This window comes from Mesorhizobium sp. M1322, from assembly GCF_040318085.1.
GTDB lineage: Bacteria > Pseudomonadota > Alphaproteobacteria > Rhizobiales > Rhizobiaceae > Mesorhizobium.
This window is the reverse complement of the sequence record NZ_JAMYLP010000001.1, coordinates 60,630-86,460: the sequence shown is the minus strand read 5'-3', so window position 1 is coordinate 86,460 and position 25,831 is coordinate 60,630. Positions and strand designations below refer to the sequence as shown.

At 63.0% G+C, this 25,831-nt stretch carries 20 protein-coding genes; 13 read left to right on the top strand and 7 right to left on the bottom strand.

The features are described 5' to 3' along the window. Positions 1-51: 51 nt before the first annotated feature. Positions 52-954 carry a LysR substrate-binding domain-containing protein gene (locus NKH12_RS00400; protein WP_352951361.1) on the top strand — a complete coding sequence of 301 codons (903 nt, stop codon included), beginning with the start codon at positions 52-54 and terminating at the stop codon, positions 952-954. A 6-nt stretch (positions 955-960) separates the two neighbouring features. Here NKH12_RS00400 and NKH12_RS00395 read toward each other — a convergent pair whose 3' ends face one another. From NKH12_RS00395 to NKH12_RS00380, 4 genes are all read right to left on the bottom strand, one after another. Next, positions 961-2,217, bottom strand: coding sequence for an Hsp70 family protein (locus tag NKH12_RS00395; protein ID WP_352951360.1), 1,257 nt, complete (start codon positions 2,215-2,217; stop codon positions 961-963). A gap of 109 nt (positions 2,218-2,326) precedes the next feature. After that, the gene (locus tag NKH12_RS00390) at positions 2,327-3,118 is read right to left on the bottom strand and encodes a TIGR02186 family protein (RefSeq protein WP_352951359.1); all 792 of its coding nucleotides are present in this window, start codon (positions 3,116-3,118) and stop codon (positions 2,327-2,329) included. Then, complete coding sequence (locus NKH12_RS00385) at positions 3,118-4,041, bottom strand: sulfite exporter TauE/SafE family protein (protein ID WP_292515706.1); 924 nt, start codon at positions 4,039-4,041, stop codon at positions 3,118-3,120. The genes NKH12_RS00390 and NKH12_RS00385 overlap by 1 nt, the downstream gene beginning before the upstream one ends. Positions 4,042-4,233: 192 nt before the next feature. Further along, positions 4,234-8,175, bottom strand: a complete 3,942-nt coding sequence (locus tag NKH12_RS00380) for a peptidoglycan-binding protein (RefSeq protein ID WP_352951358.1) — start codon at positions 8,173-8,175, stop codon at positions 4,234-4,236. A 475-nt stretch (positions 8,176-8,650) separates the two neighbouring features. On the opposite strand from NKH12_RS00380, the gene NKH12_RS00375 reads away from it, so the two are divergent. The 7 genes from NKH12_RS00375 (at position 8,651) to NKH12_RS00345 (ending at position 17,516) form a co-directional block, all read left to right on the top strand. Then, on the top strand, positions 8,651-9,112 hold the full coding sequence (locus NKH12_RS00375; protein ID WP_352951428.1) for a MerR family transcriptional regulator: 462 nt from the start codon (positions 8,651-8,653) through the stop codon (positions 9,110-9,112). Positions 9,113-9,419: 307 nt separating this feature from the next. Beyond that, positions 9,420-11,216, top strand: coding sequence for an acyl-CoA dehydrogenase (locus NKH12_RS00370; RefSeq protein ID WP_352951357.1), 1,797 nt, complete (start codon positions 9,420-9,422; stop codon positions 11,214-11,216). Positions 11,217-11,270: 54 nt separating this feature from the next. Next, positions 11,271-12,443, top strand: coding sequence for an acyl-CoA dehydrogenase family protein (locus NKH12_RS00365; protein WP_352951356.1), 1,173 nt, complete (start codon positions 11,271-11,273; stop codon positions 12,441-12,443). Between the two features lie 30 nt (positions 12,444-12,473). Beyond that, a complete protein-coding gene (locus NKH12_RS00360; protein ID WP_352951355.1) occupies positions 12,474-13,682 on the top strand; it encodes an acetyl-CoA C-acetyltransferase in 1,209 nt (402 codons plus the stop codon). Between the two features lie 15 nt (positions 13,683-13,697). Further along, positions 13,698-15,917, top strand: a complete 2,220-nt coding sequence (locus NKH12_RS00355; RefSeq protein WP_352951354.1) for a 3-hydroxyacyl-CoA dehydrogenase NAD-binding domain-containing protein — start codon at positions 13,698-13,700, stop codon at positions 15,915-15,917. 81 nt (positions 15,918-15,998) lie between these two features. Further along, positions 15,999-16,649: a S24 family peptidase gene (locus NKH12_RS00350; protein ID WP_352951353.1), complete on the top strand. Its 651-nt coding sequence runs from the start codon at positions 15,999-16,001 to the stop codon at positions 16,647-16,649. Positions 16,650-16,658: 9 nt separating this feature from the next. Next, positions 16,659-17,516: a thermonuclease family protein gene (locus tag NKH12_RS00345; RefSeq protein WP_352951352.1), complete on the top strand. Its 858-nt coding sequence runs from the start codon at positions 16,659-16,661 to the stop codon at positions 17,514-17,516. On the opposite strand, the gene NKH12_RS00340 is transcribed toward NKH12_RS00345, so the two are convergent. Beyond that, positions 17,479-19,128, bottom strand: a complete 1,650-nt coding sequence (locus NKH12_RS00340; RefSeq protein WP_352951351.1) for a lysine--tRNA ligase — start codon at positions 19,126-19,128, stop codon at positions 17,479-17,481. The two genes, NKH12_RS00345 and NKH12_RS00340, sit on opposite strands and share 38 nt — an antisense overlap. A 167-nt stretch (positions 19,129-19,295) precedes the next feature. Between NKH12_RS00340 and NKH12_RS00335 the strand changes: the two genes are divergently transcribed. Further along, complete coding sequence (locus NKH12_RS00335; protein ID WP_292399336.1) at positions 19,296-19,706, top strand: tellurite resistance TerB family protein; 411 nt, start codon at positions 19,296-19,298, stop codon at positions 19,704-19,706. 62 nt (positions 19,707-19,768) lie between these two features. On the opposite strand, the gene NKH12_RS00330 is transcribed toward NKH12_RS00335, so the two are convergent. Next, positions 19,769-20,587, bottom strand: a complete 819-nt coding sequence (locus tag NKH12_RS00330; RefSeq protein ID WP_352951427.1) for an ABC transporter substrate-binding protein — start codon at positions 20,585-20,587, stop codon at positions 19,769-19,771. Between the two features lie 289 nt (positions 20,588-20,876). Here NKH12_RS00330 and NKH12_RS00325 point away from each other — a divergent pair, with 289 nt between their 5' ends. The 3 genes from NKH12_RS00325 (at position 20,877) to NKH12_RS00315 (ending at position 23,106) form a co-directional block, all read left to right on the top strand. After that, on the top strand, positions 20,877-21,608 hold the full coding sequence (locus tag NKH12_RS00325) for a helix-turn-helix transcriptional regulator (RefSeq protein ID WP_352951350.1): 732 nt from the start codon (positions 20,877-20,879) through the stop codon (positions 21,606-21,608). Between the two features lie 97 nt (positions 21,609-21,705). Next, positions 21,706-22,344, top strand: a complete 639-nt coding sequence (locus tag NKH12_RS00320; protein WP_352951349.1) for an acyl-homoserine-lactone synthase — start codon at positions 21,706-21,708, stop codon at positions 22,342-22,344. A gap of 15 nt (positions 22,345-22,359) precedes the next feature. Then, entirely contained in the window at positions 22,360-23,106 is a 747-nt protein-coding gene (locus NKH12_RS00315) for an enoyl-CoA hydratase-related protein (protein ID WP_352951348.1), read from the top strand. Between the two features lie 144 nt (positions 23,107-23,250). Here NKH12_RS00315 and ppk2 read toward each other — a convergent pair whose 3' ends face one another. Next, positions 23,251-24,153 carry a polyphosphate kinase 2 gene (gene ppk2, locus NKH12_RS00310; protein ID WP_352951347.1) on the bottom strand — a complete coding sequence of 301 codons (903 nt, stop codon included), beginning with the start codon at positions 24,151-24,153 and terminating at the stop codon, positions 23,251-23,253. A gap of 224 nt (positions 24,154-24,377) precedes the next feature. On the opposite strand from ppk2, the gene NKH12_RS00305 reads away from it, so the two are divergent. Continuing rightward, the gene (locus NKH12_RS00305) at positions 24,378-25,646 is read left to right on the top strand and encodes an ATP-binding protein (protein WP_352951346.1); all 1,269 of its coding nucleotides are present in this window, start codon (positions 24,378-24,380) and stop codon (positions 25,644-25,646) included. Positions 25,647-25,831 lie beyond the last annotated feature (185 nt).

Sequence of the window (25,831 nt, the reverse complement as noted above, 5' to 3'; positions counted from 1 at the left end):
CTAACAAGTTGCTCTTGTAATTCCAATCGAATTTCTTTCTTAATTCTCCCCATGACCCTGGACCAACTGCGGATATTCGTTGCTGTCGCCGAACGGGGGCACATGACCAAGGCGGCCGAGCTGCTGGGCATTTCCCAGTCGGCCGCCTCGGCCGCCATCCGCTCGCTCGAACAGCAGCATGGCGTCCAGCTGTTTAACCGGGTCGGTCGCAACATCGAGCTGGCGCAGACCGGGCGCAGGTTTCTGCCCGAGGCCAAGGCCGTGCTCGAACGGGCGGCTGCCGCCCACGACGTGCTGGAGCACGTCTCGCAGACGATCACCGGCAGCCTTTCCATCGCCGCCAGCCAAACCATCGCCAGCTACTGGCTGCCGCGCCGGCTGGCCTCCTTCCACGAGGCCTATCCCGCCGTCAGGCTGAGCGTGACCATCGGCAACACCAGGCAGGTTGAGACCACCGTACTGGACGGTACGGCTGATTTTGGCCTGGTCGAGGGGCGCACCGATTCGGACATATTGCGGCGCGCCAAGGTCGACGTGGATCGCCTGATGCTGGTCGTGGCGCCTTCGCATCCCGAGATCGCTGAAGTCTCGCGCGGGCATCCCGATATCAGCGAGCTCCGCTGGATCATCAGGGAGGGCGGGTCGGGCACCCGCGAGGTGCTGGAAGATCTTGCCCGCCGCGAAGGGATCTCGTTCGCGGACCTGCGAATATTCCTGGTGCTGCCGAGCAACGAGGCGGTCCGTCAGGCGGTCGAGGCTGGCGCCGGCGCCACCATCATTTCGGAACTCGTTGTCGAACGCGCCGTTGCCGAAGGCAGCTTGCGTTCCGTGCCGATCGATCTGCCGAAACGTGATTTCGCCATGATCACGCATCGTGACCGGCAGGCAAGTCTGGCCCAGATGGCGCTCAAGGCGCATCTGGGCGCGAAGGCCGGCGAGACCGTCCGCGGGTAAGCCGGGTCAGCCGAATTTCCGCTGCGCATCGAGCGCCAGCCCAAGCCCGACCGAGCCGAACATATCACCTTCGATGACGGACGCCTGCGGCACCAAGGCCAATATCTGCTGCCTTGCCAGCGGGATGGCGGTCGATCCGCCGGTCAGGAACACCGCGGTGATGGCGGATGGTTTCACCTGCGCGTCGCGGATCGTCTCGCCAACCGTCGCGGCTACCCGTTCGATATCCCTGGCGATCGTGGCCTCGAGCCCGGCGCGGGAGATTTCTGCCGCGAACTTCGCTCCGGGCAGCGCGACTACGACATCACCAGAGAGTTGCTGCGTCAGCGCGATCTTGGCCGTTTCGACCAAGGCGGCCAGCGCGTGGCCGTAACGATGCTCGACGATGTGGATGAAACGGTCGACCAGGTCGGCGCGTTCCGCCTCGTAGCGGATCTGGCGCAGATGGGTCATCGCCCTGGCGGTGTAGACCAGATTGATGCGTTGCCATGTCGCCAGGTCGATGAAGTAGCTGGCCGGCAAGTTGCGCTTGCCGTCCTTGGTCGGCGAGAGGTAGCCGAGCTGCGGCATCACATGGGTGATGCTCAACAGCCGATCGAAGTCGGTGCCGCCGATGTGGATGCCTCGGCTCGCCAGGATGTCGTCCTTGCGATCGAGGGAGCGGGCGCGCTGCGGCGAGACCCGCACGATCGAGAAGTCGGACGTGCCGCCGCCCATGTCGACGATCAGCGCCAGTTCTTCCCGCGTGACCTTCTGCTCGTAGTCGAGCGCCGCCGCGATCGGCTCGAACTGGAAGGCGATATGCTTGAAGCCCTGGGTGCGGGCCGCGTTTTCGAGTTCACCTTCGGCCTTGGCATCGGCCTCGGCATCGTCGTCGACGAACTGCACGGGACGACCGAGCACCACGCTTTCAACCGTGTCGTCTGCATCCTCTTCCAGCCTTTTCCTGAGATGGCCGACGAACAGACCAATGATCTCGGTGAAGGCGATCGATCGGGACTTGATGCGCGTCTTTTCATGGACAAGCGTACCGCCGAGTACGCTCTTCAGCGAGCGCATCAGGCGACCTTCGATGCTGTCGGTATAGTTGGCGATGGCGCGGCGCCCAAAATAGGTGCGATTGTCCTCGAAGTTGAAGAACACCGCGCTCGGCAGCGTCACCTGACCGTCTTCCAGCGCCACGAGCTGCGGCTGCCCGTTCCTGACCACGCCCACGGTGGAGTTCGAAGTGCCGAAGTCGATACCGCCGAATGCTGGTCTCATCGCAAAGTCCTGTATTTTTGATTTGGGGAGTGACAGCCGGTGTTCGGCCGGGCCGGGGTCGCGGTCTAACCCACGAGCGTAAAAAGGGGAACCGCCTTTTGAAGAGGGTTCAATCCTTCCGGAAGACGAGCCTTCCGAGCCAGCCTGTCAGCATGGCCAACGACACCGCGAAGATGCCATACAGGAAAGAATAATCGTGGGCGACGCGGAAGATCGACTGTTCGAAACCGGATTTGCGGATTTCGAGTTGGGCGGAGCTTTCCTTGATGAACAGGCCGCTCTTGAACAGGAACGCGCGTGCCTTGTGGGTGCCGACCGGAACGTTGGGGGCGAGTCTGACGGTGGCGCGGAACAGGTTCTGCGACAGGAACTGCACGCCGCCGACGTTCACGCTGTAGAGGCCGGTCGCCGTCTTGCGCTCGCGCAGCGCCGCGGTGAATTCCTGGATTGTCGCCGGATTGTCGCCATCGTCGGCCGGCTGCATGTAGATGTTGGCGGCGCCGAGCGACAGTTGCTTGTAGCTGTTGGGGTCGGTGACGTCCTGAAGTGGGCGCGTCGTCGCCACCGAATAGGACACCGGCACGTTCTCGAAGGTCTCGGACTCCAGATTGATCCAGATGCCGAGCACCCTGTCCTTGCGGCGCACGACGACCGGCCGGGCCGGCCCCTCAAGCACGACGATGATGTCGTAGCGCCCTTGGCGCGCGACAAGCGGGTCGGCATTTTCCAGTGAGCCGAAGATGGTGAGGTCGGCGCCGGAAAAGCCGGCGGTGATTGAGACGTGGTCGGTGGACAGGCCGATCTGGATGTTTTCGGTAACCGGCGTCTGCGCTTTTCCCGGTGATGCGGCGGCGAACAGCGACAGCGAGGCAACGGCCAAGAACGCCCTCAAGCCCGCCATCAGGTCGGATCCACGCCGGACAGGGAATAGAGGTTGGGCGGCGTCACGAACAGGTCAATGGCGAGCCGGATTGCGACCGCCAGCACCAGCAGCGCCAGCAGCGCCCTGAGCTGCTCGCCACGCAGCCTTTGGCCGGCCTTGGCGCCGTATTGCGCGCCGGCGACGCCGCCCGCCATCAACAGGAAGGCGAGCATGACGTCGACCGTCTGGTTGGTGGTGGCGTGGACCAGCGTGGTGTAGGCCGAGGTGAAGATGATCTGGAATAGCGACGTGCCGACGACGACGTTGGTCGGCACTTTCAAGAGATAGATCAGCGCCGGTACCATGATGAAACCGCCACCGACGCCCATGATCGACGACAGGAAGCCGATGCCGGCGCCGAGGCCGAGCACCGGGATGACGCTGACGAAAAGCTTCGAGGCCCTGAACCGCATTTTCAGCGGCAAACGGTGGATCCAGTTGTGCTGGCCGGATTTCTTCAGCACCGGTGCCGCGCCGCTACGCGTGGCGCGCAGCGCATTGACGCTCTCGACCAACATCAGCCCGCCGACGGTGCCAAGCAGCACGACGTAGAGCAGCGAGATGAACAGGTCGAGTTGGCCGAGTCGGCGCAAGAAGCCAAAGACAAAGATGCCGCCGGTTGAGCCGACGATGCCGCCTGCCAAAAGCACACCGCCGAGCTTGAAGTCGAGCGTGCCGCGCTTCACATGCGACAATGCGCCGGAGAAGGAGGAGGCGATGACCTGGTTGGCGCCGGTGGCGACCGCGATCGCCGGCGGTATGTTGTAGAAGATCAGCAGCGGCGTGATAAGAAAGCCGCCGCCCACTCCGAACATGCCCGAAAGGAAACCCACCGCCGCGCCCATGGCCAGCAGCACGAAGATGTTGACGGAAATTTCCGCGATCGGGAGATAGATGCCCACCCGTCAGTCTCGATCAGTTTGCCTCTCGACGAATGCAACCGTTGCGGGCATTTCGCGCCAAAAAGCCTATCTCGTTCTTGCGCCTGCCGGGCGGCGAAGTCAAACCTCGCCACGCCGCCGAAACAAAAAACAACTCAATCAGTTAACAGGCGAATGTGTGGCAAAGGCGTCGCGGAAACGACGCATCTGACGTTATTTGCGCGCAAGCAGAGCCTTGACCAGTTTCTCGTCGACCGCTCCCGTCGCCTTCAGGTCGTTGTCGGTCTGGAAAGCCATGATTGCATCCTTGGTTTTCTGGCCCATCACGCCGTCGGCATTGCCGGCCTCATAGCCATTCTTTTTGAGAATGCGCTGGATGTTCTGAACGACCTTTTTCATGTCGACGCTGGCGGTCGTCTGCGGCGTGCCGTCCTGCCATGATTCGGGAATGTCGGCCGAATTGGCCGCAGGATCGAGCGGCTTTGCCTTCCACAGTTCGGCGGCGGCGCGTGCGCGTTCGAGCTGCTCGGGTCTGAGCGCCTTGGCGATCTCGTCGCGCTTTGCCGCCGCATCCTTGTCGCCGGTCTTGGCGACGAGTGCGAACCATTTGTATGATTCTTCGAGGTTCTGCTTCATGCCGACGCCCTTCGCCGCCAGGATGCCGAGATTGAACTGGCTGTCCTTGATACCGAGATCGGCGGCGGCCTGGAACCAGTGCGCGGCCGATTCATTGTCGGTCACGCCGTCCGCAGCCATGGCAAAGAGCACGGCGAGATTGTGCATGGCGCTGGCGTTGCCCTGTGACGCGGCGAGCTGGTACCAGGTCTTCGCCTTTTTCACGTCACGCGCGACGCCGGTGCCCTTCTCATAGAAGTTGCCGATGCGGTATTCCGCTGGCGCGAAGCCGAATTCTGCTGATTTGTCGTACCATTTGGCGGCCGCTGCCATGTCTTGCTTGACGCCGCGCGATTCGGCGTAGCGCGAGCCGATCTCGAATAACGCCTTGGCGTCGCCGCCGGCCGCTGCGTCACGCAAGGCAGCTGGGCCGGCATCGGCTGGGATGTCGATGTTGGCAGTGGCCGCCGCCGTCGAAGCATCCGCAGGCGTGACCGTGCCGGTCATCTCTTGGGTCGCGGGCGTGACGGCTCGCGCAGTGGCCATTGGCTCGGTGTCCGCAGCCGTCGGGCCCCCGGGTGCCGAGGCTGTCACATTCGCCGCCGCCGGATCGGCCGGCGCCGTTGGAGTTATGGGCGCAGGAACGGGTTCAGCCTCGGGTGCGGTGCCCATCGGCGTTCCGGCGTCCGACAGCGCGGCGCGGGCGGCCTGTGCCGGCATGTCGTCCTCGGCTATCGATTCGGACGGCTCTGCCTGCCGGACGGCGCGGGCCGGCGCGCTGTCCTGCGCTGCAGTTTGCGCATCCGTCTTCGGCTCGCTGGCGGTATCGGCCGACGCGGTTTCCGCCGGCTGCGCGGCCACGACCGGCGCCGCATCATTGCTGGCTATTTCAACGGGGTCCGAGAAAAAGGCCTTGCCCAGTTGTAAGCCGGCGAGCGCCAGCATGACTGCGGCGGCCGCCATCAGGATCGGCTTGCGCCGCGCCTTGAGCAGGTCGCCGATCCTGAGCGCCTTCACCGGGCCGCTCATCGTCGATTGCCGCTTGAGAGCGTCGGCCTCGGCAGCGGCCGCTTGCGCCGCGCGTCTGGCTGCGGCGATGAAGTCGGATTTCGATGCATCGGTATTGCCGGCCCTGACCGGCGGTCCGCGTTCGTCGCGCACGCGTTTCATGATGGCGTTGAGGTCGGGTGGGCCGGAGCCGGGCTCCAGCGGCCGGTTGGCAACCTTCGGATCCAGCGGCTCGTCGAGATCGGCGCTCGGTATCTCGACATCGGGCGCCGAGCCGGCAAGCGGTGGAACGTCTGCCTCCTTCTTGCCCTTGAAGGCGCGCGCCAGTCCGCCGAGCATCGACTTCCGGCCGCCGGGCTGCTCACTTTTCTCCGTCACCGTATCCGAACCAAGCGCCGCCATGGCCGCGGCCGCAGCGGCTTCGGCCGGCGTGCGAGTGCCCGGTTCGCTACGCGAACCTGGCTCATTGCGCATGATAGCAGTGGCATGGCTGTCAAGATCGGCCATGTCTCCAGTCAGCGGCAATGGCTGGTCGATATCCATGGACGGCGCGTCCTGGACCGCGATCTTGGAGGCTCGTGCCGCCCGCGCGCGCACCGGCGCAGCAGGCTGCGTGAACTCGCTCGCGGCTTCGGTCGGCTCGCCGGTTTCCAGCGAGCCCAGTCGGTCGACGATCTTGAGCAGCGTGTCGTGGATGGCCTCGAAGGTCCGCGAATTGCGCTCGTCGGAACGGCGCGTCAGTGCTTCGAGCGTCTTCAGATCCTGGGCGAGGCCAGAGACGGCCGCCGTATTGGCACTGGAGCCGGCCAACGAACGGACGGCGCTCTCGGCCGCCTCGCGCGCCGCGCTGAGGATGGAATCGCGGGTGCCAGCCAGCGACTTCTCGATTTCGTTGAGACGAGGGCTGATGTCCTCGAATTCCGGCAGTGGCGTGCCGGGCTTCGAAAGATGCGCCGACAGACCCGCGACTTGCGCTTCCAGGCTGCGGATAAGGGCCGGGTCGATGCCGGCGACTTGTGCCGCGGATGAATCTAGCCGGCTGGAAATATCTTCGAGCCGGCCTTCCAGGCCACGGATGGCCGCTTCGCTTGCGGAATCGGGAATGCGCGTTTCCATGCGCTGGGCCAGCGCGCTGAAGCGGGCGTCGATGGCGTCCATGATGCCGGCCCCGTCGATCTGCGGCATGCGCTGGTCCAGCCTGTCGACGACTTCGTCCAGCCGGCGCTCGAGATCACGAAACAGCATGTTGCCTTGTTCGATCGCGTCGCCTTGGCGGCGCTCCATCATGCCGGACAGCACGTCGAAACGTTGCTCCAGCCCCTGGAAGATGTAGTCGGCATCCGGCATGGCAGGCGCCCTGTCGATCTTGTCGGCAATGAGCGCGATCTGCTTGTCGAGACGCTCCATCGCCTGCTCCGGCAAATTGGCCCGGCCGGCAAGATCGTCGACCCGGCTCGACAGCATGTTGAGGCGGTCGATGACCTCGCCGCTGGGGTGAACTTGCGTGACTTCCTCGATTTGTTGGGCAAGCGAGGCGATCCGCTTCTCGATACGTTCGAATGCATCGGGGTCGAATGAATTGGCCTGCGCAGCGACAGTCGAGGCGACGATCGCGCGGGAAATCTCGTCCAGCCGTTCGTCGATCATGCCGAATGTGCTGCTGCCGCGATTATCCTGCTGCCTGGCGAAATGATCGACGGCGCTGGCAAGCGTGCGGACCTTCTCTTCGAGCGACCGCAGCGACAGTGATTCCGGCAAATTGTTGACGGCATTGCTGATCTGTTCGAGCCGGTCGGTCAGCATCGAAAGACCGGGTGCGTCCGACCGCTCGCGCTGATTGGCATCGACACGATCCTCGAACGCGGTCCAGCGGCGGTCGAAATCGTCCCAGCGGCGGCCGACCGCCTGCACGCTCTCCTCGCGCGCCAGCGTGTCGAGCGCGGCCTTGACCTGCTCCAGCTCGAGCCGGAGCATGTTGACGCTCCTGTCGTCGCTCTTTTCGGCCAGGGTCTGGATGGCGCCGGAAAGCCGCTCGAACTCGACGCCGAGTTCGGCGCTGCCTTTGCCGCCCCCCGATTGGCCACCCGGCTGGGCGCTTGCCTGGAAAGCCCGCTCGATGTCCTTGCGCAACGCTTCGAATTCGCGCTGCAGGCCGGCGGTCATCTGGTGGCGCAGCTCCTCGCGCAGGCCGCGCAATTCGCCGGCGATCTTGCCGACCACGGCGACGCCGTCTTCTTGGCCGCGCACGCGGTCGATATCGCGGGCGATCGCCTGGTAACTCTGGTCGAAGGTAGCCGGCGCCGGGCTTTTCGGCGGCTGCGCGGGGCGCGGATCCTCGTAGGGTCGGGCGCTGGCATAGCGCGGCTCCGCGCTCGGCCGGCGCGGATCGGGACGCTCGCTCATGTCCTCGCGCGTCCGCTCCAGCCGCTGCTCCAGCGTTTCCAGGGAACGGTTGAGCTGTTCAAGCGTGGTGTGCGGCCTGCGCTGCCTGCCGGCGTTGAGTGTATCGAGATAGGACCGCTTGCTGTTCATCGATGCGCCCGTTCAGAATTACTGCTGGCTTATGACCAGTTTCCCAAAGTCCTGCCGGAAACGAAGGCGGCCGCGCGGCTTTGCTGCGGTGGAAGACCAACTTCCCGGGGTTCACCCGCGCTCCGAAAAACCGTGAAAAATTCGCTACAGGATAAACACGGGTAACCGACATGCGCACATTTCGCCCAACGTGGTAAACAACGCGTTAACTAAGCTTAAGAAGCTACAACGTTGTTGAGGAGCGCCTGAAGCGCCAGACCATGCGCTGGCGGATGCGGCAAAAAGTTCGTCCCGCACAACGCCCTTGCTTCGTGAGGCGGCTATCGATATAGAATTGACGTAAACGTAAGGGTGCACAGCCTGTGCCGTTTGCGATTTGTTTGTTGAAACCACGAGTGGAAGCACGCCCCTGCTTCCACTCAGGCGACGCATGGTCCGGGACCGCGGCGCCACCAGATGGGGAATGCCAGTGACCATGAAACTTGTTTCGCCCGGCGAAGCCGCGGCCAATACCAATGACATGTCTGATAAAGCCGGCGAGGATCTTGTCCGCATCGGCGAGATGGCCAAGAAATACGGAGTAACGCTGCGCACGCTGCGTTTCTACGAGGACAAGGGCCTTCTCAATCCGCAGCGCGACGGCTCGACCCGTCTCTACACGCGCCGCGACAAGGCGCGGCTGAAGCTGATCCTGCTCGGCCGCAAGGTCGGATTCTCGCTGCGCGACGTCAAGCAGATGATGGATCTCTATGACCCGACCGGCTCCAACACCAAGCAGTTGCGACTGGCGCTCGACAAGTCGGAGAAGCAGCTTGCCCGTCTGCATAAGCAGCGGGCGCTGATCGACGATGCCATCAACGAGTTGAGCAACTCGATGGCGGCGGTGCGTCAGATGTTGATCGAACGTTCGGCGCCGCAGGCCAGCGCCGCCGGATAATTCGACCTCGCCGGCTTCCGGTGAACGGCCTTTTGACGAAAGAGCCGCGTGGGCTTTGGCCGCGCGGCTCTTTCCGATGTCTTGCGGCTGCGTCGGACGAATGCGTTTCAATCCGTTCCGCACTGGTTTCGCCAGCCGCTGCCGTTACGCTTGATGAGCGCGGCGGCGGAAAAAATTTGCTACATAAAAAAATTGACGTTTACGCAAACGTCAACTTTTGCTATCCCGACCTGAACATTGGTCCGTATGTCGCCCCTGACTTCACTCTGGGGGATTGGGGACCAAGGCCGCATGGTGGAGGAAAAGCATGCCGATCTACAGGGCTCCGGTCCAGGATACGCTGTTCGTGCTGAACGAGGTGCTGGGCTACCAGCGCTATTCCAATCTTCCTGGATTTTCCGATGCCACGCCGGATGTGGTCGAGGCCATCCTAGCCGAGGGCGCCAAGCTCGCCGAAAATGTCATGCAGCCGCTGAACCGCGTCGGCGACATGGAAGGCTGCGTGCGCCATGACGACAGTTCGGTGACGACGGCAAAAGGCTTCAAGGAGGCCTTCGACCAGTATCGCGATGGCGGCTGGATGGGGTTGGCCGCACCCGTCGAATTTGGCGGCCAGGGTCTGCCTTACGCGGTGCATACCGCTGTTTCCGAATATATGGTTTCGGCCAACATGTCGCTGATGATGTATCCCGGCCTGACGCAGGGCGCGATCGCGGCGATCATTACTCACGGCACCGACGAGCAGAAGGCGATCTGGCTGCCGAAGCTGGTCGAGGGCGCCTGGACAGGCACCATGAACCTGACCGAGTCGCATTGCGGCACCGATCTCGGCCTGCTGCGCACTAAGGCGGTTCCCAACGGCGACGGCAGCTACAGGATCTCAGGCCAGAAGATATTCATATCGGCCGGCGAGCACGACATGTCGGACAACATCGTCCACCTCGTGCTGGCCCGCATCGAGGGCGCACCGGAAGGCGTGAAGGGCATTTCGCTGTTCATCGTGCCGAAGCTCAAGCTCGATGCATCAGGCAATCCTGGCGAGAAGAACACCGTCTCCTGCGGCTCGATCGAGGAGAAGATGGGCATCCATGGCAATTCGACCTGCGTCATGAACTATGACGAGGCGCAAGGCACGCTGCTCGGCGAGGCCAATGGCGGGCTGAAGGCCATGTTCACGATGATGAATGAAGCGAGACTCGGCGTCGGCCTGCAGGGGCTTTCTCTGTCGGAGGTCGCCTACCAGAACGCTGTGTCCTATGCCAAGGATCGCCTTCAGGGCCGCTCGCTGTCCGGGCCGAAGGCGCCGGACAAGAAGGCCGACCCGATCATCGTCCACCCCGATATCCGCCGCAGCCTGATGACCATGAAGGCCTTCAACGAGGCCGGTCGCGCGCTGGCGCTGTGGACGGCGATCAAGTCCGATATCGCCCACCGCTCCGACGACGACAAGGACCGCCAGGCTGCCGACGACTACACCGGCTTGATGACGCCGGTGGTCAAGGGCGTGCTCACCGACAAGGGTTTCGACCACGCGGTGATGGCCCAGCAAGTGTTCGGCGGCCACGGCTATATCGAAGAGCACGGCATGAGCCAGTTCGTGCGCGATGCCCGCATCGCCATGATCTACGAGGGCGCCAACGGCATCCAGGCGCTTGACCTCGTCGGCCGCAAGCTGGCCTTGAATGGCGGCCGCGCCATGCAGGCCTTCTTCAAGGAGGTCGGTGAATTCTGCGAGGAGAACCGCACCGACGAGAAGATGGCGCCCTTCACCAAGGCGCTGAAGAAGGGCCTCAACGATCTGCAGGCGGCGACGATGTGGCTGATGCAGAACGGCATGGCCAAGCCCGACAACGTCGGCGCCGCCTCGACCGACTACATGCATCTCTTCGGCCTGGTGGCGCTGGGCTACATGTGGGCGCAGATGGCCAAGGCAGCCGGGGCGAAATTGGCGAATGGCGCCAATGGGCCTTCGGCCTTCTACGACAGCAAGCTGGTGACTGCGCGCTTCTTCATGGAGCGGATCATGCCGGAGACGTCGGCGCACCTCGCCCGCATCTCCAGCGGCGCCGATACATTGATGGCACTGCCGGCGGAAGCGTTCTAAGCTCGACAGCGTCGGCACAGCCGGCCTTTAACCTGTCGATACGCGGAGGAAATCGTGGCGACAAATCCTGCCGAAGTGCTTGTTTTGCCCAAACCCGGCTGGGCTGCGGACGAGGTCGGCATGCTTTACGACATGGCGCACCGCTTCATGTCGGAAGAGATCGCGCCGCGCTATGACGAGTTCGAGAAGAACGAGATGGTCGACCGCGAGAGCTGGCTGAAGGCAGGTGCGGCCGGTCTGCTCTGTGCCTCAATGCCGGAGGAGTATGGTGGTTCGGGCGGGACATTCGCGCATGAGAGCGCCATCATCGAGGCGATCGGCCATGTCGGCGTCGACGGCTTCGGCATCGGCCTGCACAATTCGATCGTCGCCCCTTACATCCTCCACTACGGCTCGGACGAGCAGAAGAAGAAGTGGCTGCCGAAACTGGCGACCGGCGAACTGATCGGCGCCATCGCCATGACCGAGCCCGGTGCCGGCTCCGACCTGCAGGGCGTCAAGACGCGAGCCGAGAGGGATGGCAACCAGTACAAGATCAACGGTTCGAAGACCTTCATCACCAACGGTCAGCTCGCCAACTTCATCATCGTCGTCACCAAGACCGATCCGGAGAAGGGCGCCAAGGGCACTTCGCTGATCGTCGTCGAGACCGACGAGGTGGAAGGGTTCGAGCGCGGTCGCAACCTCGACAAGATCGGGCTCAAGGCCAACGACACGTCGGAACTATTCTTCAACGATATGCGCGTGCCGACCTCCAATCTGCTCGGCCACGAGGAAGGCCAGGGCTTTGTCCAGCTGATGCAGCAATTGCCGCAGGAGCGGCTGCAGATCGGCACCGGCGCCATCGCCATGGTCGAGCGGGCGCTGGCGCTGACCATCGATTACGTCAAGGAGCGCAAGGCATTCGGCATGGCGATCATCGAATTCCAGAATACCCAGTTCAAGCTGGCCGAACTGAAGACAGAGGCGACCATCGGCCGGGTCTTCTACAATGACTGCGTCGCCCGCCATATCAATGGTGGCCTCGACCCGGTGACGGCCTCGATGGCCAAATACTGGCTGTCCGACCTCCAGGGAAAAGTCGTTGATGAGTGCCTTCAATTGCATGGCGGCTATGGCTACATGAATGAGTATCCGATCGCCCGCATGTTCCGCGACGCCCGCGTCCAGCGTATCTACGGCGGCACCAACGAGATCATGAAATTGCTGATTGGACGCTCTCTCTGAGCGACTTTCAGCAAACCAAGGAGCAGGAAAATGGCCGAAGCTTATGTCTATGACGCCGTGCGCACGCCGCGCGGCAGGGGCAAGAAGGATGGCTCGCTGCACGAGGTGCCGGCGGTGCGGCTCGGCGCCAAGGTGCTCGAGGCGATCCGCGACCGCAATGGGCTGGATACCGGCACCGTCGACGACATCATCTTCGGTTGCGTCGACCCGGTCGGCGAGGCGGGGTCTGTCATTCCGCGCGCCGCCGCCTTCGAGGCGGGCTACGACACAAAAGCGCCCGGCATGCAGATCTCGCGCTTCTGCGCCTCTGGCTTGGACGCCATCAATTTCGGTGCAGCCAAGATCGCGCAAGGCGCAGATGAGATTGTTATCGCCGGCGGTGTCGAATCGATGTCGCGCGTCGGCATGGGCGCATCCGGCGGCGCCTGGTTCATGGACCCCTCCGTTGGCCTGCCCGGCTGGTTCGTGCCGCAAGGCATCTCGGCCGACCTGATCGCCACGAAATACGGCTTTTCGCGCGACGACGTCGACGCCTATGCGGTCGAGAGCCAAAAGCGTGCTGCCAAAGCCTGGGGCGAGGGCCGCTTCAAGAATTCGGTGATCTCGATCAAGGACCAGAACGGGCTGACCATCCTCGACCATGACGAGCACATGCGGCCTTCGACCGACATGCAGTCGCTGGCGGCACTCAACCCGTCTTTCGTCATGCCCGGCGAAATGGGCGGCTTCGATGCCGTCGCGGTGCAGAAGCATCCCGAGGTGGAAGAGGTCAACCACGTTCACCACGCCGGCAATTCGTCCGGTATCGTCGACGGCGCGGCGGCCGTTCTGCTCGGCTCGAAGAAGGCTGGAAAGACGATCGGCCTTAAGCCGCGCGCGCGCATCCGTGCATTCGCCAATATCGGTTCGGAACCGGTGCTGATGCTGACCGGTCCGGTAGACGTGACCGAGAAGCTGCTGAAGCGCGCTAGGATGAAGCTGTCGGACATCGATCTGTTCGAGCTCAACGAGGCTTTCGCCTCGGTGGTGCTGCGCTACATGCAGGCTTTCGATATTTCGCACGACAGGATCAACGTCAATGGCGGCGCCATCGCCATGGGCCATCCGCTCGGCGCCACAGGTGCGATGATCTTCGGAACGGTGCTGGACGAACTTGAGCGTCGCGACCTCAGTACCGCGCTGGTGACGCTTTGCATCGGCGCAGGCATGGGCACCGCAACGATCATCGAACGCGTCTGACGGGGAGAGAGACCGATGAGCTACATCAATTTCACCCTCGACATCGACGCCGATGGCATCGCGCTGATCACCTGGGATATGCCCGACCGCTCGATGAACGTCTTCACCGAAGAGGCGATGCTGGAGCTGAATTCCATCGTCGACAAGGTGGCGAGCGACGCGGCGATAAAGGGGGCGGTGATCACCTCCGGTAAGGACACGTTTTCCGGCGGTGCGGACATCACCATGCTGCAGAAGATGCTGACGACCTTCGCCGCCGAAAAGCGCAAGGACGTCGAAAAGGCGACCAAGGCGCTGTTCGACAATGCCGGCTATATGACCGGTCTGTTCCGCAAGCTGGAGACCTCAGGCAAGCCATGGGTGTCGGCGATCAACGGCACCTGCATGGGTGGCGCGTTCGAGCTGTCGCTCGCTTGCCATGGCCGTGTCGCAGCCGATTCCGAGAAGGTCAGGATGGCGCTCCCCGAAGTGAAGATAGGCATCTTCCCGGGCGCCGGCGGCACCCAGCGCGTGCCGCGGCTGATCGACCAGCAGCAGGCGCTGCAGATGCTGACCTCCGGCCAGACGCTGTCGCCGCAGAAGGCCAAGTCGATAGGCCTGATCCACGAGATCGCCGAGCCTGCGAAGCTGGTCGAGTCCGCCAAGGCCATGATCAAAAATGGCTTGAAGCCGGTGGCGCCGTGGGACGAGAAGGGCTTCAAGCTGCCCGGCGGCCCGGTCTATTCGGTGGCCGGCGCCAATCTGTGGCCACCGGCAATCGCCATCCTGCGCCGCGAGACCTATGGCAACTATCCCGCCGCCGCTGCCATTCTGAAATGCGTCTATGAAGGCCTGCTGGTGCCGTTCGATACCGCCTTGCGCATCGAGCAGCGTTATTTCACCGAGATCATGCAGACCAGGGAAGCGGCGGCGATGATCCGCTCCCTGTTCGTGTCGCTGCAGGAACTGAACAAGGGTGCGCGCCGTCCGGCCGGCGTGCCGGAAACCAAGTTCAAGAAGATTGGCGTGCTCGGCGCCGGCTTCATGGGCGCCGGCATCGCCTATGTCACGGCGAAGGCCGGCATTCCGGTGGTGCTGCTCGACCGCGACGTGGAAGCTGCCGCGAAAGGCAAGGCGCATTCGGACAGTCTGATCTCCGATCAGGTCAGGAAGGGCCGTGCCAAGCCCGAGGACAAGGACAGACTGCTGTCGCTGATCACGCCGACGGCGGACTATGCCGACCTCGCAGGCTGCGACCTGGTGGTCGAGGCGGTGTTCGAGGACTCGGGCGTCAAGAAGGACGCCACCGAAAAGGCAGAGGCCGTGCTGAAGCCGTCGGCAGTCTTCGCGTCGAACACGTCCACCATCCCGATCACGTCGCTGGCGAAGAATTCGGCGCGGCCGAAGAATTTCGTCGGCATCCATTTCTTCTCGCCGGTCGACAAGATGATGCTGGTCGAGATCATTTTGGGCAAGAAGACCGGCGACAAGGCGCTGGCCGCCGCGATCGACTTCGTCCGCGCTATCAAGAAGACGCCGATCGTCGTCAACGACACGCGAGGCTTCTACGTCAACCGCTGCGTGCTGCGCTACATGTCGGAAGCCTACAAGATGCTGATTGAGGGCGTTCCCGCGCCGATGATTGAGAATGCGGCGAAGGCCGCCGGCATGCCGGTCGGCCCCTTGGCGCTCACCGACGAAACGGCGATCGACCTCGCGCAGAAGATCATGAAGCAGACCATGCGGGATCTCGGCGAAAAAGCGGTCGACCCGAAGCAGATGGCGCTGATCAACACGCTGGTCGATACGCATGGCCGCTTCGGCCGCAAGAACGGCAAGGGTTTTTACGACTATCCGCAAAAGCCTGCCAAGAAGAAGTTGTGGCCGGGCCTGAAGGATCTCTATCCGCAGTTGGCGCCTGAAAAGGTCGACTATGAGGAACTGAAGCAGCGGCTCCTGGTCACCATCGCGCTGGAGGCGGCGCGGGTGATGGAGGAGGGCATCGTCACCGATCCGCGCGAAGCCGATGTCGGCTCGATTCTCGCCTTCGGCTTCGCGCCCGTTACCGGGGGCGTGCTGTCCTACATCGATGGCATTGGCGCAAAGAAATTCGTCAAGATCGCCAAGGGCCTGCAAAAGAAGTACGGCGCCGAGTTCAAGGCGCCGAAGCTCCTGCTCGACATGGCGGAGAAGGGCGAGACTTTCTACGAACGATTCGATCCCTATGCCAGGAGCGAGGCCAAGAAGGCGGCGTGACGCCGCCTTCTTGGTGGACAAGATCGCGGCCACCGGTTAGAACAGAGAAGGTATTTTTTCCTGTTCTGAAGGAGAGCAAAAGTGCTCTCGCATGACCGCGTATGGGCCGCAATCGATGCTCTCGCCGAGCGCTATTCGCTCTCGGCCTCGGGGCTGGCGAAACGCGCGGGCCTCGATTCGACTGCCTTCAACAAGTCGAAGCGGCTGTCCTCGGATGGGCGGCCGCGTTGGCCGTCGACCGAATCGCTGGCCAAGATCATCGAGGCGACGGGCGCCTCGCTCGACGAATTCACGGGATTGGTCGAAGGTCGGGGCAAGCCCGTTCCCGGACCCCTACCCGCACAGAGGTCTTCGGTGCCGCTGCTCGGCTTCGCCCAGGCCGGCGCCGGCGGCTTCTTCGATGATGCCGGCTTTCCGGCGGGGCAGGGCTGGGATCTGATCGAGCTTCCGGCACAGGCGACCGAAACCTCCTATGCGCTGCAGGTCCAGGGCGATTCCATGCTGCCGCTCTACCGCAACGGCGACGTGCTGATCGTCGAGCCGGGCGCTGCCACCCGCAAGGGCGACCGCGTCGTCGTCAAGACCAATGCCGGCGAGGTGATGGCCAAGGTGCTGGACCGTCAGACGGCGAAGTCGATCATGCTGGTCTCGCTCAATCCCGATCACCCGGACCGCGACATCCCCATGCGCGATGTCGAATGGGTGGCGCGGATTGTCTGGGCAAGCCAGTAAGGGTCGCCGGTGCGCCCGCTTCATGCAGCTGCTGCGGTGTTGACGATCCTGGCGATGGGGGCCGCGATCGCCGCCGGTGGCCGCGCCGTGCTGCATGGCGAACACGGCCGCGTCGCAGCTCGGGCACAGGCCGGCATGCCGGCGCAGTCCGACGCGCCTGCCACCGCCGCGATCTCGCGACCCAAGGCGGCGAGGCCGGAGGCGCATTCCAGGGCCATCGATCCCGAGGTCGTCGCGCCGCCGCAGCTTCAGCCCGAAGAGCTTGAACGGGTCGAGCCGCGCGCACCGCTGAGTGACCTGGCGCTGGCCAGACCGCCCAAACCGGCCAAATCGAAAATGCCCGACGACTGGAATGGGACAAAACTGTTCCAGCCGGTTGCGCCGGCCGCCGGTGTGATCGAGGCCAAGGGCTACTCGGTCGCGATTTCGGGTATCGACATCGTCAGGCAAGACGAGACTTGCGCCGACGGCAGCAAGTCGTGGACGTGCGGCAGCCGGGCGCGAACGGCGTTCCGTGCTTTCCTGCGCGGCCGGGCGATAGTTTGCGCGGTGCCGCCCGAAGGCGGCCGCGACCTGATCGCCGCCGAATGCCGCGGTGGCAACCAGGTTGTCGGTCAGTGGTTGATCGAAAACGGCTGGGCGCGCGCAGCCGAGGGTGGCCCTTACGTCGAGGCCGGCGAGAAGGCGCGTACGGCGGGGAAGGGCATTTTCGGGCCGGCGCCCAGTCTCGCCGGCCTGCCTCCAGCACCAGCCCCTGTTGCGGCAACGCAGCCGACGCAGCCGATTCTCGATCCGTCGGCGACGGCTGCGCCGCCAACCGAGACGACGGCTACGCCGCCAGCTGACCAGCCAGCGCCTTCTGAATGAGCGCGCGGGTTTCTGCGAGGCCGTAGAGCGCGGCGAAGGAACCGAAGCGCGGGCCGCGCTCCTGTCCGATCAGCACCTGGTAGATCATTTGGAAGAAGGCGACGGAGACGCCCGGCCCGCCCTCCGGGCTCTGCTTCGAATGGTCCTGATAGCGTTCGATCTTGCGCGCGACGTTGAGGGCGGCACCCTGGATCACCTCGCCATCGGCATCCGGCGGCAATGCGGCGAGCGCTTCGGACAGTTTCGTCAGCGCCTCGCGCTCGACCGCATCGGCGGCCCGGTACACCTTGGCCGGCTTTACGAAATCGTCGAAATAGCGGATCGCATACTCGGCCAGCCGGTCGAGCTCGGGGTGCGTCTTCGGCGTCACGCCCGATGTGTGGCGCGAAATGAACCCCCACAGCACGTCCTTGTTCTGGGCGTTCGAGGCACTGACCAGATTGAGCAGCAGCGCGAACGACACCGGCAGGTCGACGACAGGCGGGTTACCGTCATGCATATGCCAGACGGGATTTCCCAGCCGCTCCTTCCACTCCTGCCGGCGATAGGCGGACAGAAAGGCGTAATACTCGTCCACCGCCTTCGGAATGACGTCGAAATAGAGCTTCTTGGCCTGCCGCGGCCGCTGGTACATGTAGAGCTCAAGGCTTTCGGTCGGCGCGTAGGTCAGCCACTCGTCTATGGTCAGTCCGTTGCCCTTCGACTTCGAAATCTTCTGGCCGTTCTCGTCCAGGAACAGCTCATAGACGAAATGCTCCGGCGCCCGTCCGCCCAGGATATTGCAGATACGGTCGTAGATCACCGCATTCGTCTGGTGGTCTTTGCCGAACATTTCGAAATCGACGCCGAGCGCCGCCCAGCGCATGCCGAAGTCCGGCTTCCATTGCAGCTTCACTCTGCCGCCGGTTATGGGCAGCGTGGTTTCGGTGCCGTTATCATCGAAGGTGATAGTGCCGGCCTTGGCGTCAACATGCTTCATGGGGACGTAAAGCACGCGGCCACTTTTGGGGGAAATCGGCAAGAACGGGCTATAGGTCGCCTGGCGCTCGCTGCCGAGCGTCGGCAGCATCACCGCCATGATCTTGTCGAAACGTTCGGCAGCGCGCAGCAGAACGTCGTCGAAGCGGCCAGCCTTGTAGTATTCCGTCGCGCTGGCGAACTCGTAATCGAAGCCGAACGTATCCAGGAAACGGCAAAGCATTGCGTTGTTGTGGTCTGCGAAGCTCGCATAGTCGCCGCCGAAAGGATTGGGGACCGACGAGAGCGGCTTGTGCAGGTGCGGCTCGAGTGCGGCGCGATCGGGGACGTTGTCAGGAATCTTCCGCATGCCGTCCATGTCGTCGGAAAAGCACAATATTTTGGTCTTGACCGCGTCTCGGGTGAGGACGCGGAAGGCGTGGCGCACCATCGAGGTGCGTGCGACCTCGCCGAAAGTACCGATGTGCGGCAGCCCCGACGGACCGTAGCCGGTCTCAAACAGGAGGGTCTCGGGAAAGTCAGTGCCTTTGTAGCGCTCGACGATCTTCCTGGCTTCCTCGAACGGCCACGCCTTGCTTTCGGCCGCTGCCGCAAGCACCTCGGGATTGAGATCGATGATGTTTGATCCCGCCATGTCACTGTTTTCCAAGTTATTCGCCAGCATCGCCGCAAAGGGGGCCGGAAGAGGTTTTTCAACCGGTCTCTAGGCGTGCCTGCCGTGGGCGTCAACGATCGCGGCTCTTTTTCCTTGCGGCGTCGGTGCCGCGTTCCTACCTTCGGAGCCCATTTGAGGAGTTTTAAATGTCGTTGCCGCCGCATGAAGCCCTGATCTATCTGATGGTCATCACCTCCGCGTCCGATCGCGACATGACCGATGTCGAACTGGCGCGGATCGGCGACGTCGTCCGCTCATGGCCGGTGTTCGAGGATTTCGACCACGACCGGCTGGTCGGCGTCGCCCAGGACTGCCAAAAGATGCTGCACGAAAAGGACGGGCTGGAAGGCGTTTTGGCGCGGGTCGCTGAAGCACTGCCCGAACGCCTGCTTGACACCGCCTACGCCGCAGCCTTCGAGGTTGCGGCCGTCGACCTCGAAATGCGCTTGGAGGAGGTGAGGGTGCTGCAGCTTATCCGTCGCCAGCTCGATCTCGACACGCTCACCGTCGCCGCCATCGCCCGCGCCGCCAAGGCCCGCCTGCGCACGCTGACTTGATCCGGGCCCCTGAAGGCTCAGAAAAAACTGACCGGACCGACTAGAAAACTGACCGGACTGGATCAGAAAAAACTGACCGGGAAATAGCGCAGATAGAATTCGGCGAAGATGCCTTTCACCGAAATCTCCTGCAGTGCGTAGTCGAACGCTGCGGCCAGCGCCGGATCGTTAGCCCTGGTGGCGATGGCCATGCCCGAGCCCAGATATTCTGGCGCCAGATACGGGCCGCCGGCAAAGCGGCAGCAGGCTGCGGCATCCGAACCGCCCAGCCAGAAGGCGAAGCGCATGCCGTCGCCGAAGGCGGCGTCGACCTTGCCGGCCTTGAGATCATCATAGAGCTCTTCCGGCCGGTCGAAGGGGACGACCTGAACGGTGCCGAAATAATCGCGCAGCATCCGCTCATGCGCGGAGCCGGCGACCACGCCGACGCGCTTGCCGCGCAGTCTGTCGAAGATCGGTTCCGCGAGCGCCTTTGTCTTCAGCATGATGAAGCGCGCCGGAAACTTCAGGTAGGAACGTGAGAAGGCATATTTCGACCGCGACTCCGGCGTGGCGGCGATGCCGGCGATGATCGCTTCGCCTTCGCCCTTCTGCAGCGCCCCTTCGAGGTCGGCCCAGGGCAGCGCCTGGATCTGGCATTTTTCCGCGATGCCGAGTTCGGCGCAGATGGCGCGCGCCAGATCGACGTGGAAGCCGGACAAGCGGCCCGCCCCGTCGAGGAAGTTGAACGGCGGGAAATCAGTGGTGGTCAGGAATCTCAGACGCGGCAGCGCGGAAAGGTCAGGCTTCGGCAGCCGCTCCTTGGCATCCCACAGCACCGGCACTTGCGGCTCCGCGGCACGCGCTGCCGTGAGCCACTGTGCCCCGGTGATTGCCAGCATCAAGACGATGGTTATCCACCGAATTGCCACGATCGAGCTCCGCCCTGTCCTGTCCAATGTGGCTTTTGGTACGAAAATGCCACAGGCACAACGGTTTTTGATTTCATCACGCCGATTTAGGGTTATGCTTTAGCGAGCTTGCAAACATGTGTTGCGTCGGCTGGAGGGTAGCCGCAAGGCGCTGCAAACAGAGAGGAGCAGGTTTGTAATCCGGGGTCGACGGCAAAGTGCGGGTCTAGCACTGGACCGTTGATCTCAACGAGGAAGGCAACATGGGGTAGATGTTGCAATGGGCCACTTCGATCGCACACTGGAATTCATAGATCAGCTTCAGCACGCCGATACGGCGGCGGCGGTCTGCGAAAAACTGCTTGGCATAACCTCGGAGTTCGGTCTGACGGCGCTTATGGCCGGGACGGTTCCGCAACCGGGCACACCAAGAGGCCAGCAAAAGGACCATGTGCTGCTTTGCGAGTGGCCGGGAGAATGGCTGGAGCGCTACGTGGCGCGCAACTATGTCGACCACGACCCCGTCGTCAGCCACATGAAGCAGCTGCAGGCGCCGTTCCAGTGGCGGGAGGCGTCTCAAAGCATTCGCATCGACAAGAGCAGCGGCGAAGTGATGGGCGACGCCGGCGAATTCAAGCTGCGCGACGGATTGGCCTTCCCGCTGGTCACGCTCGATGGCCAGATCGTCATGGTGTCGCTCGGCGGCGAAGCCGTCGAATTGTCAGGCGCCGATTTTGGGCTGGTGTCGCTTGTGGCGACCTATGCGATTGGCCGCGCCATGCAGATCCACACGATGGCGGCCAAGACCATCGACCACGTCGAACTGACGCCGCGTGAGCGCGAATGCATGCAATGGGCCGCCGTCGGCAAGTCCGAATGGGAGATTTCACAGATTCTCGGCATTTCGGAACACACGTCAGAGAAACACCTTCTTAACGCCAAAAGCAAACTCGGTGCCGTCAACCGGGTGCAGGCGGTCGCGGAAGCGATAAGGCGCGGCTATATTAGCTAGCTCGGCCGTGCCGGCCTAGAAATTCTTGCCTACGTGATCGCGTAATTTTCTCGGGACAGCCCGGCCGTATCTTCCTATTGAACCTAGGAGACGGCAGATGCTTTTTTCCCTTACCACACAGGAACTTATGGAACGTCCCGACCTTTGGGAGGCCGTTCATCGTTTGCGCTACAAGATTTTCGTCGAGGAGATGGGGTGGACCGATCTGCAGCGCCCCGATGGCCTTGAGATCGATCAGTTCGACCATGACGAGGCGGTGCATCAGCTCGTCATTCGCAATGGCGAGCTCGCCGGTTATCAGCGGATGTTGCCGACAACCCGGGCGCATCTTCTGACTGAAGTGCTGGCGGACCTCTATGAAGGGACGCCGCCATCCGGGCCGAACGTCTGGGAACTGACCCGCTATGCGGTGGCGCCGGGCTTTCGTGACGGCAAGCGCGGCGTCTCGACGGTCGGCACCGAGCTCATTGCCGGCTTCGTCGAGTGGGGGCTGAAGCGGAACGTCAATCAGGTGATCATCGAGTTCGAGCCGATGTGGGTCCTGCGGGCGCTGCAGTTGCACTTCCTGGCCAAGCCGCTTGGCTACCAGCGCACCTATGGCAACCAGCAGGTCGTCGCCACACTGCTCACCTTCGACGAGCATACGCTTGAGGTGGTGCGTTCGCGTCGCAGTCATTTCGCGCCGGTGCTGGCCAGGGGATATCCCGACAGGCTCGGAATGAGGCAGGCCTCGTGAGAATTGGAGACAGCCATGAACATCCACCCGCAAACAGAGTTCCGCAATCATACGCTAATTGTCACGGTGTCGTCGGATGACGGCCGGCCGGTGCTGGACGGGCGAGCCTACGAAAGCCTGGCCAAGATATTCCACGAAGCCGCAATCGACGATGACGTGCGCGTCGTGGTGCTGCGCGGCCTTGCCGGCTGCTTCTGCCTCGGCGGCGATTTTTCCGAATTCCTCGACGCCACCAAGCATCAACGATTGATCGCCGCCGTCACCGACATGTTCCGCACGTTGGCGACGTTCCCCAAACCGGTCCTTGCCTGTGTCGAAGGCGACGCCGTCGGCGTCGGCTGCACCATTCTGTTCCATTGCGACATGGTGATCGCATCTGATGAAAGCACGTTCCGGGTGCCGTTCGTCGATTTCGGCCTCGTGCCGGACGCGGCGACCAGCATCCTGGCGCCGCAGAAACTCGGTTATGCCGGCGCTTTCCGCTTCTTCTGCCTGGGCGACACGCTCGGTGCCGAGGACGCCAGGATGCTTGGCCTGGTCACGGAGATCGTGGTGGGCGATGTCGAGGAAGCCGCACTTGGCAGAGCCAGGCAACTCGCCAAGAAGCCGGTCGCCGCACTGCTGCAGACGCGCGACCTGCTCAAGGGCGACACAGGCGCGCTCTGCGATCGCATTGACCAGGAGATTTCGCTGTTTCAGCAGGCTTTGCAGGACGATACAACGCTGCGGCGGCTGCAGCGGATTGCCCGGCTGGCGGCATGAGAGGTCATTCGGCAGAATGACAGGAACATCTGGAATCGTGGGGGGGGGGGCGGGGGGGGGGCGGCCGATCGTCGCCGCTCCGCCAATAAACCCCCCCACCCCCGCCCCCCGCCGGGCCCGGCGGGGGGCCGCGGCGCCACGGCTTCAGGCCTGCAGGAACGAAGGCCCTTCTCCGATAATCTTCTTGTCTTCCTTGCCGATGGCGTCGAGATCGCGGCCGTCATAGGGAAGCGACAACAGGATGCGCCGTATGATGGCAAGTCGCGCGCGCCGCTTGTCGTTGGCTCGCACGATGATCCAGGGTGCGAATTCCTCGTGCGTGCGTTCGAACATGAGATCGCGCGCCTTGGTGTAGTCGTCCCATTTGGTGATGCCAGCAATGTCGATCGGCGAGAATTTCCAGCTCTTCAAAGGACTCCAGCGGCGATCGTGAAATCGCTCAAGCTGTGTTTCCCGACCGATGTTCAGCCAGAATTTGAAGAAATGGATGCCCTCGTTACAGATCATCCGTTCAAAATACGGCGTCTCGTCCAGGAATTTCTCGTGCTGCTCCGGCGTGCAGAAGCCCATGACCGGCTCGACACCGGCGCGATTGTACCAGGAGCGGTCGAAGGTGACGAACTCGCCGGATGTCGGAAAGTGCGCGACATAGCGCTGAAAATACCATTGCCCGAGTTCGGTTGGGCTAGGCTTGGTGAGCGCTACGTTGCGCGCTGTCCTGGGGTTCATGTACTGGCGCAGCGCGAAGATCGTGCCGCCCTTGCCCGCGGCATCGCGTCCTTCGAACAGCGACATCACCCGCTTGCCCGTCGATTGCAGCCATGCCTGCGCCTTGACCAGCTCGATCTGCAGCCGCTCGAGCGTCTCGTCATACTCGTCGCTTTTCATTTTCTTGTCGTAGGGATAGCCGCCGGCGGTCAGCTTGTTGTCCTCGACCCAGTCCGGAAGCTTGGGATCCCCAATGTCGAACTCGCGCTCTTTGCCGTCAATCCGGATCTTCACCGGACCTGGAACGGGCGCGGCGGCATCTTCCTTGGGGTTTTTCATCGAGACGAACCTTTCCAGTTTCCGGACTCATGCTATTGGAGCCTTACTGCATCGGCCCGAAAATCGGAATCGGTTTTCTGAAAGAACGATGCAGCAGTTGAGAGTGGTAGAGGGTCCTTTGTGCGTCCAATTGGACGCACGGCGCTCTAGCGCCGGTCCAGCGGGAAGTTTCCACCCGACCGGCGGGGTGGAGGCGGAGGCACAGTGCGCGCGAATGGCTGACAATGGCTGACATGGGCGCTGAACAGCGAAGCATGGCGCAAGCGGTCGCTACCCGGTTGTGGAACAGCCGCTGGCTGCTGGCGGCCGGCATCGTCGCGGTCGTGACGGTCTATGGTTTCGCAAACACGTCCGGCTATGTGGTGCTGCTGGCATGTGCCGTGCTGCTGCTTGCCGCCGCGATGCCGCCGTCCGGCGTTGCGCGCCAGTCAGCGGAGGATGCCGCGGCGATCGAGGCTGGCGGGCTGCAACAGCTTTCGGGAGAATATCTGGCGGCCGCCGTTGCCGATCCGCTGATCATCTTCGATCGCACCGCCACGATCGTCCACGCCAACGCCGCCGCCCTCGCCGCCTTCGGCGGCATCGCACCGGGCATGTCGCTGTCGCTGAAATTCCGGGCGCCCGAGATGCAGGCCTTGCTGGACAGTATTTTATCGGGAGCCGCCGCTTCGGATGTCGTCGACTATACCGAAAAGCTGCCGGTCGAGCGGGCCTATCGGGTGAGTGCGTCTTCGGTCGGTCACGGCACCGACCTCTATGTGCTGGTCTTCAAGGACCAGAGCGAGGCGCGCCGCATCGACCGGATGCGCGCCGATTTCATCGCCAATGCCAGCCACGAACTGCGCACCCCGCTCGCCTCGATCTCCGGTTTCATCGAGACGCTACGCGGCCCGGCCCGCAACGACCCGGCGGCGCGCGAGCAGTTCCTGCAGATCATGCAGAACCAGACCGGCCGCATGGCGCGGCTGATCGACGACCTGCTGTCGCTGTCGCGACTGGAGATGAAGCCTTATCTCAAGCCGGGAACCGAGGTCGATCTCCGCCAGACCCTCGACAGCGTCATCGATTCGCTTGGGCCGCTTGCCAAGGAAAACGGCGTTGCCATCGAGCGGGATTTCGCGGACGGACCACTCAATGTGCCTGGGGATCGCGACGAACTTTTCCAGGTATTCGAGAATCTGCTGGAAAACGCCTGCAAATATGGACAGTCGGGTGGACGTGTCGTGGTGACGATTGCTCACAGCGATGACGGTCCCGAACCGGGCATCGACGTAACCATCCGGGACTTCGGTCCCGGCATTCCCGAGGAGCACATCCCGCGCATCACCGAACGCTTCTACCGCGTCGATGTCGAAAACAGCCGGACTCAGAAAGGCACCGGCCTTGGCCTGTCCATCGTCAAGCATATCCTGACGCGCCACAACGCCAGACTCTCAATCAAGTCGGAGGTCGGCAAGGGCGCAGCTTTCACGGTGCATTTGCCGGCGCACTGACGCCTCACTATCTAAGAAGGCGTCGGTCCGAAACCGGAAGGTTTTAGGATAGCCGGATGCGTGGATAAGGGACTTAGAGCGTGCTCTGTGTCGCTCTACCGGTTTCTTTTTTCTGTCATCCGGCTAGCGTATCAGCGGGGATTCGAGGAAACGACTCGGCCCAGAAGACCCCGGGGAGGCATTTC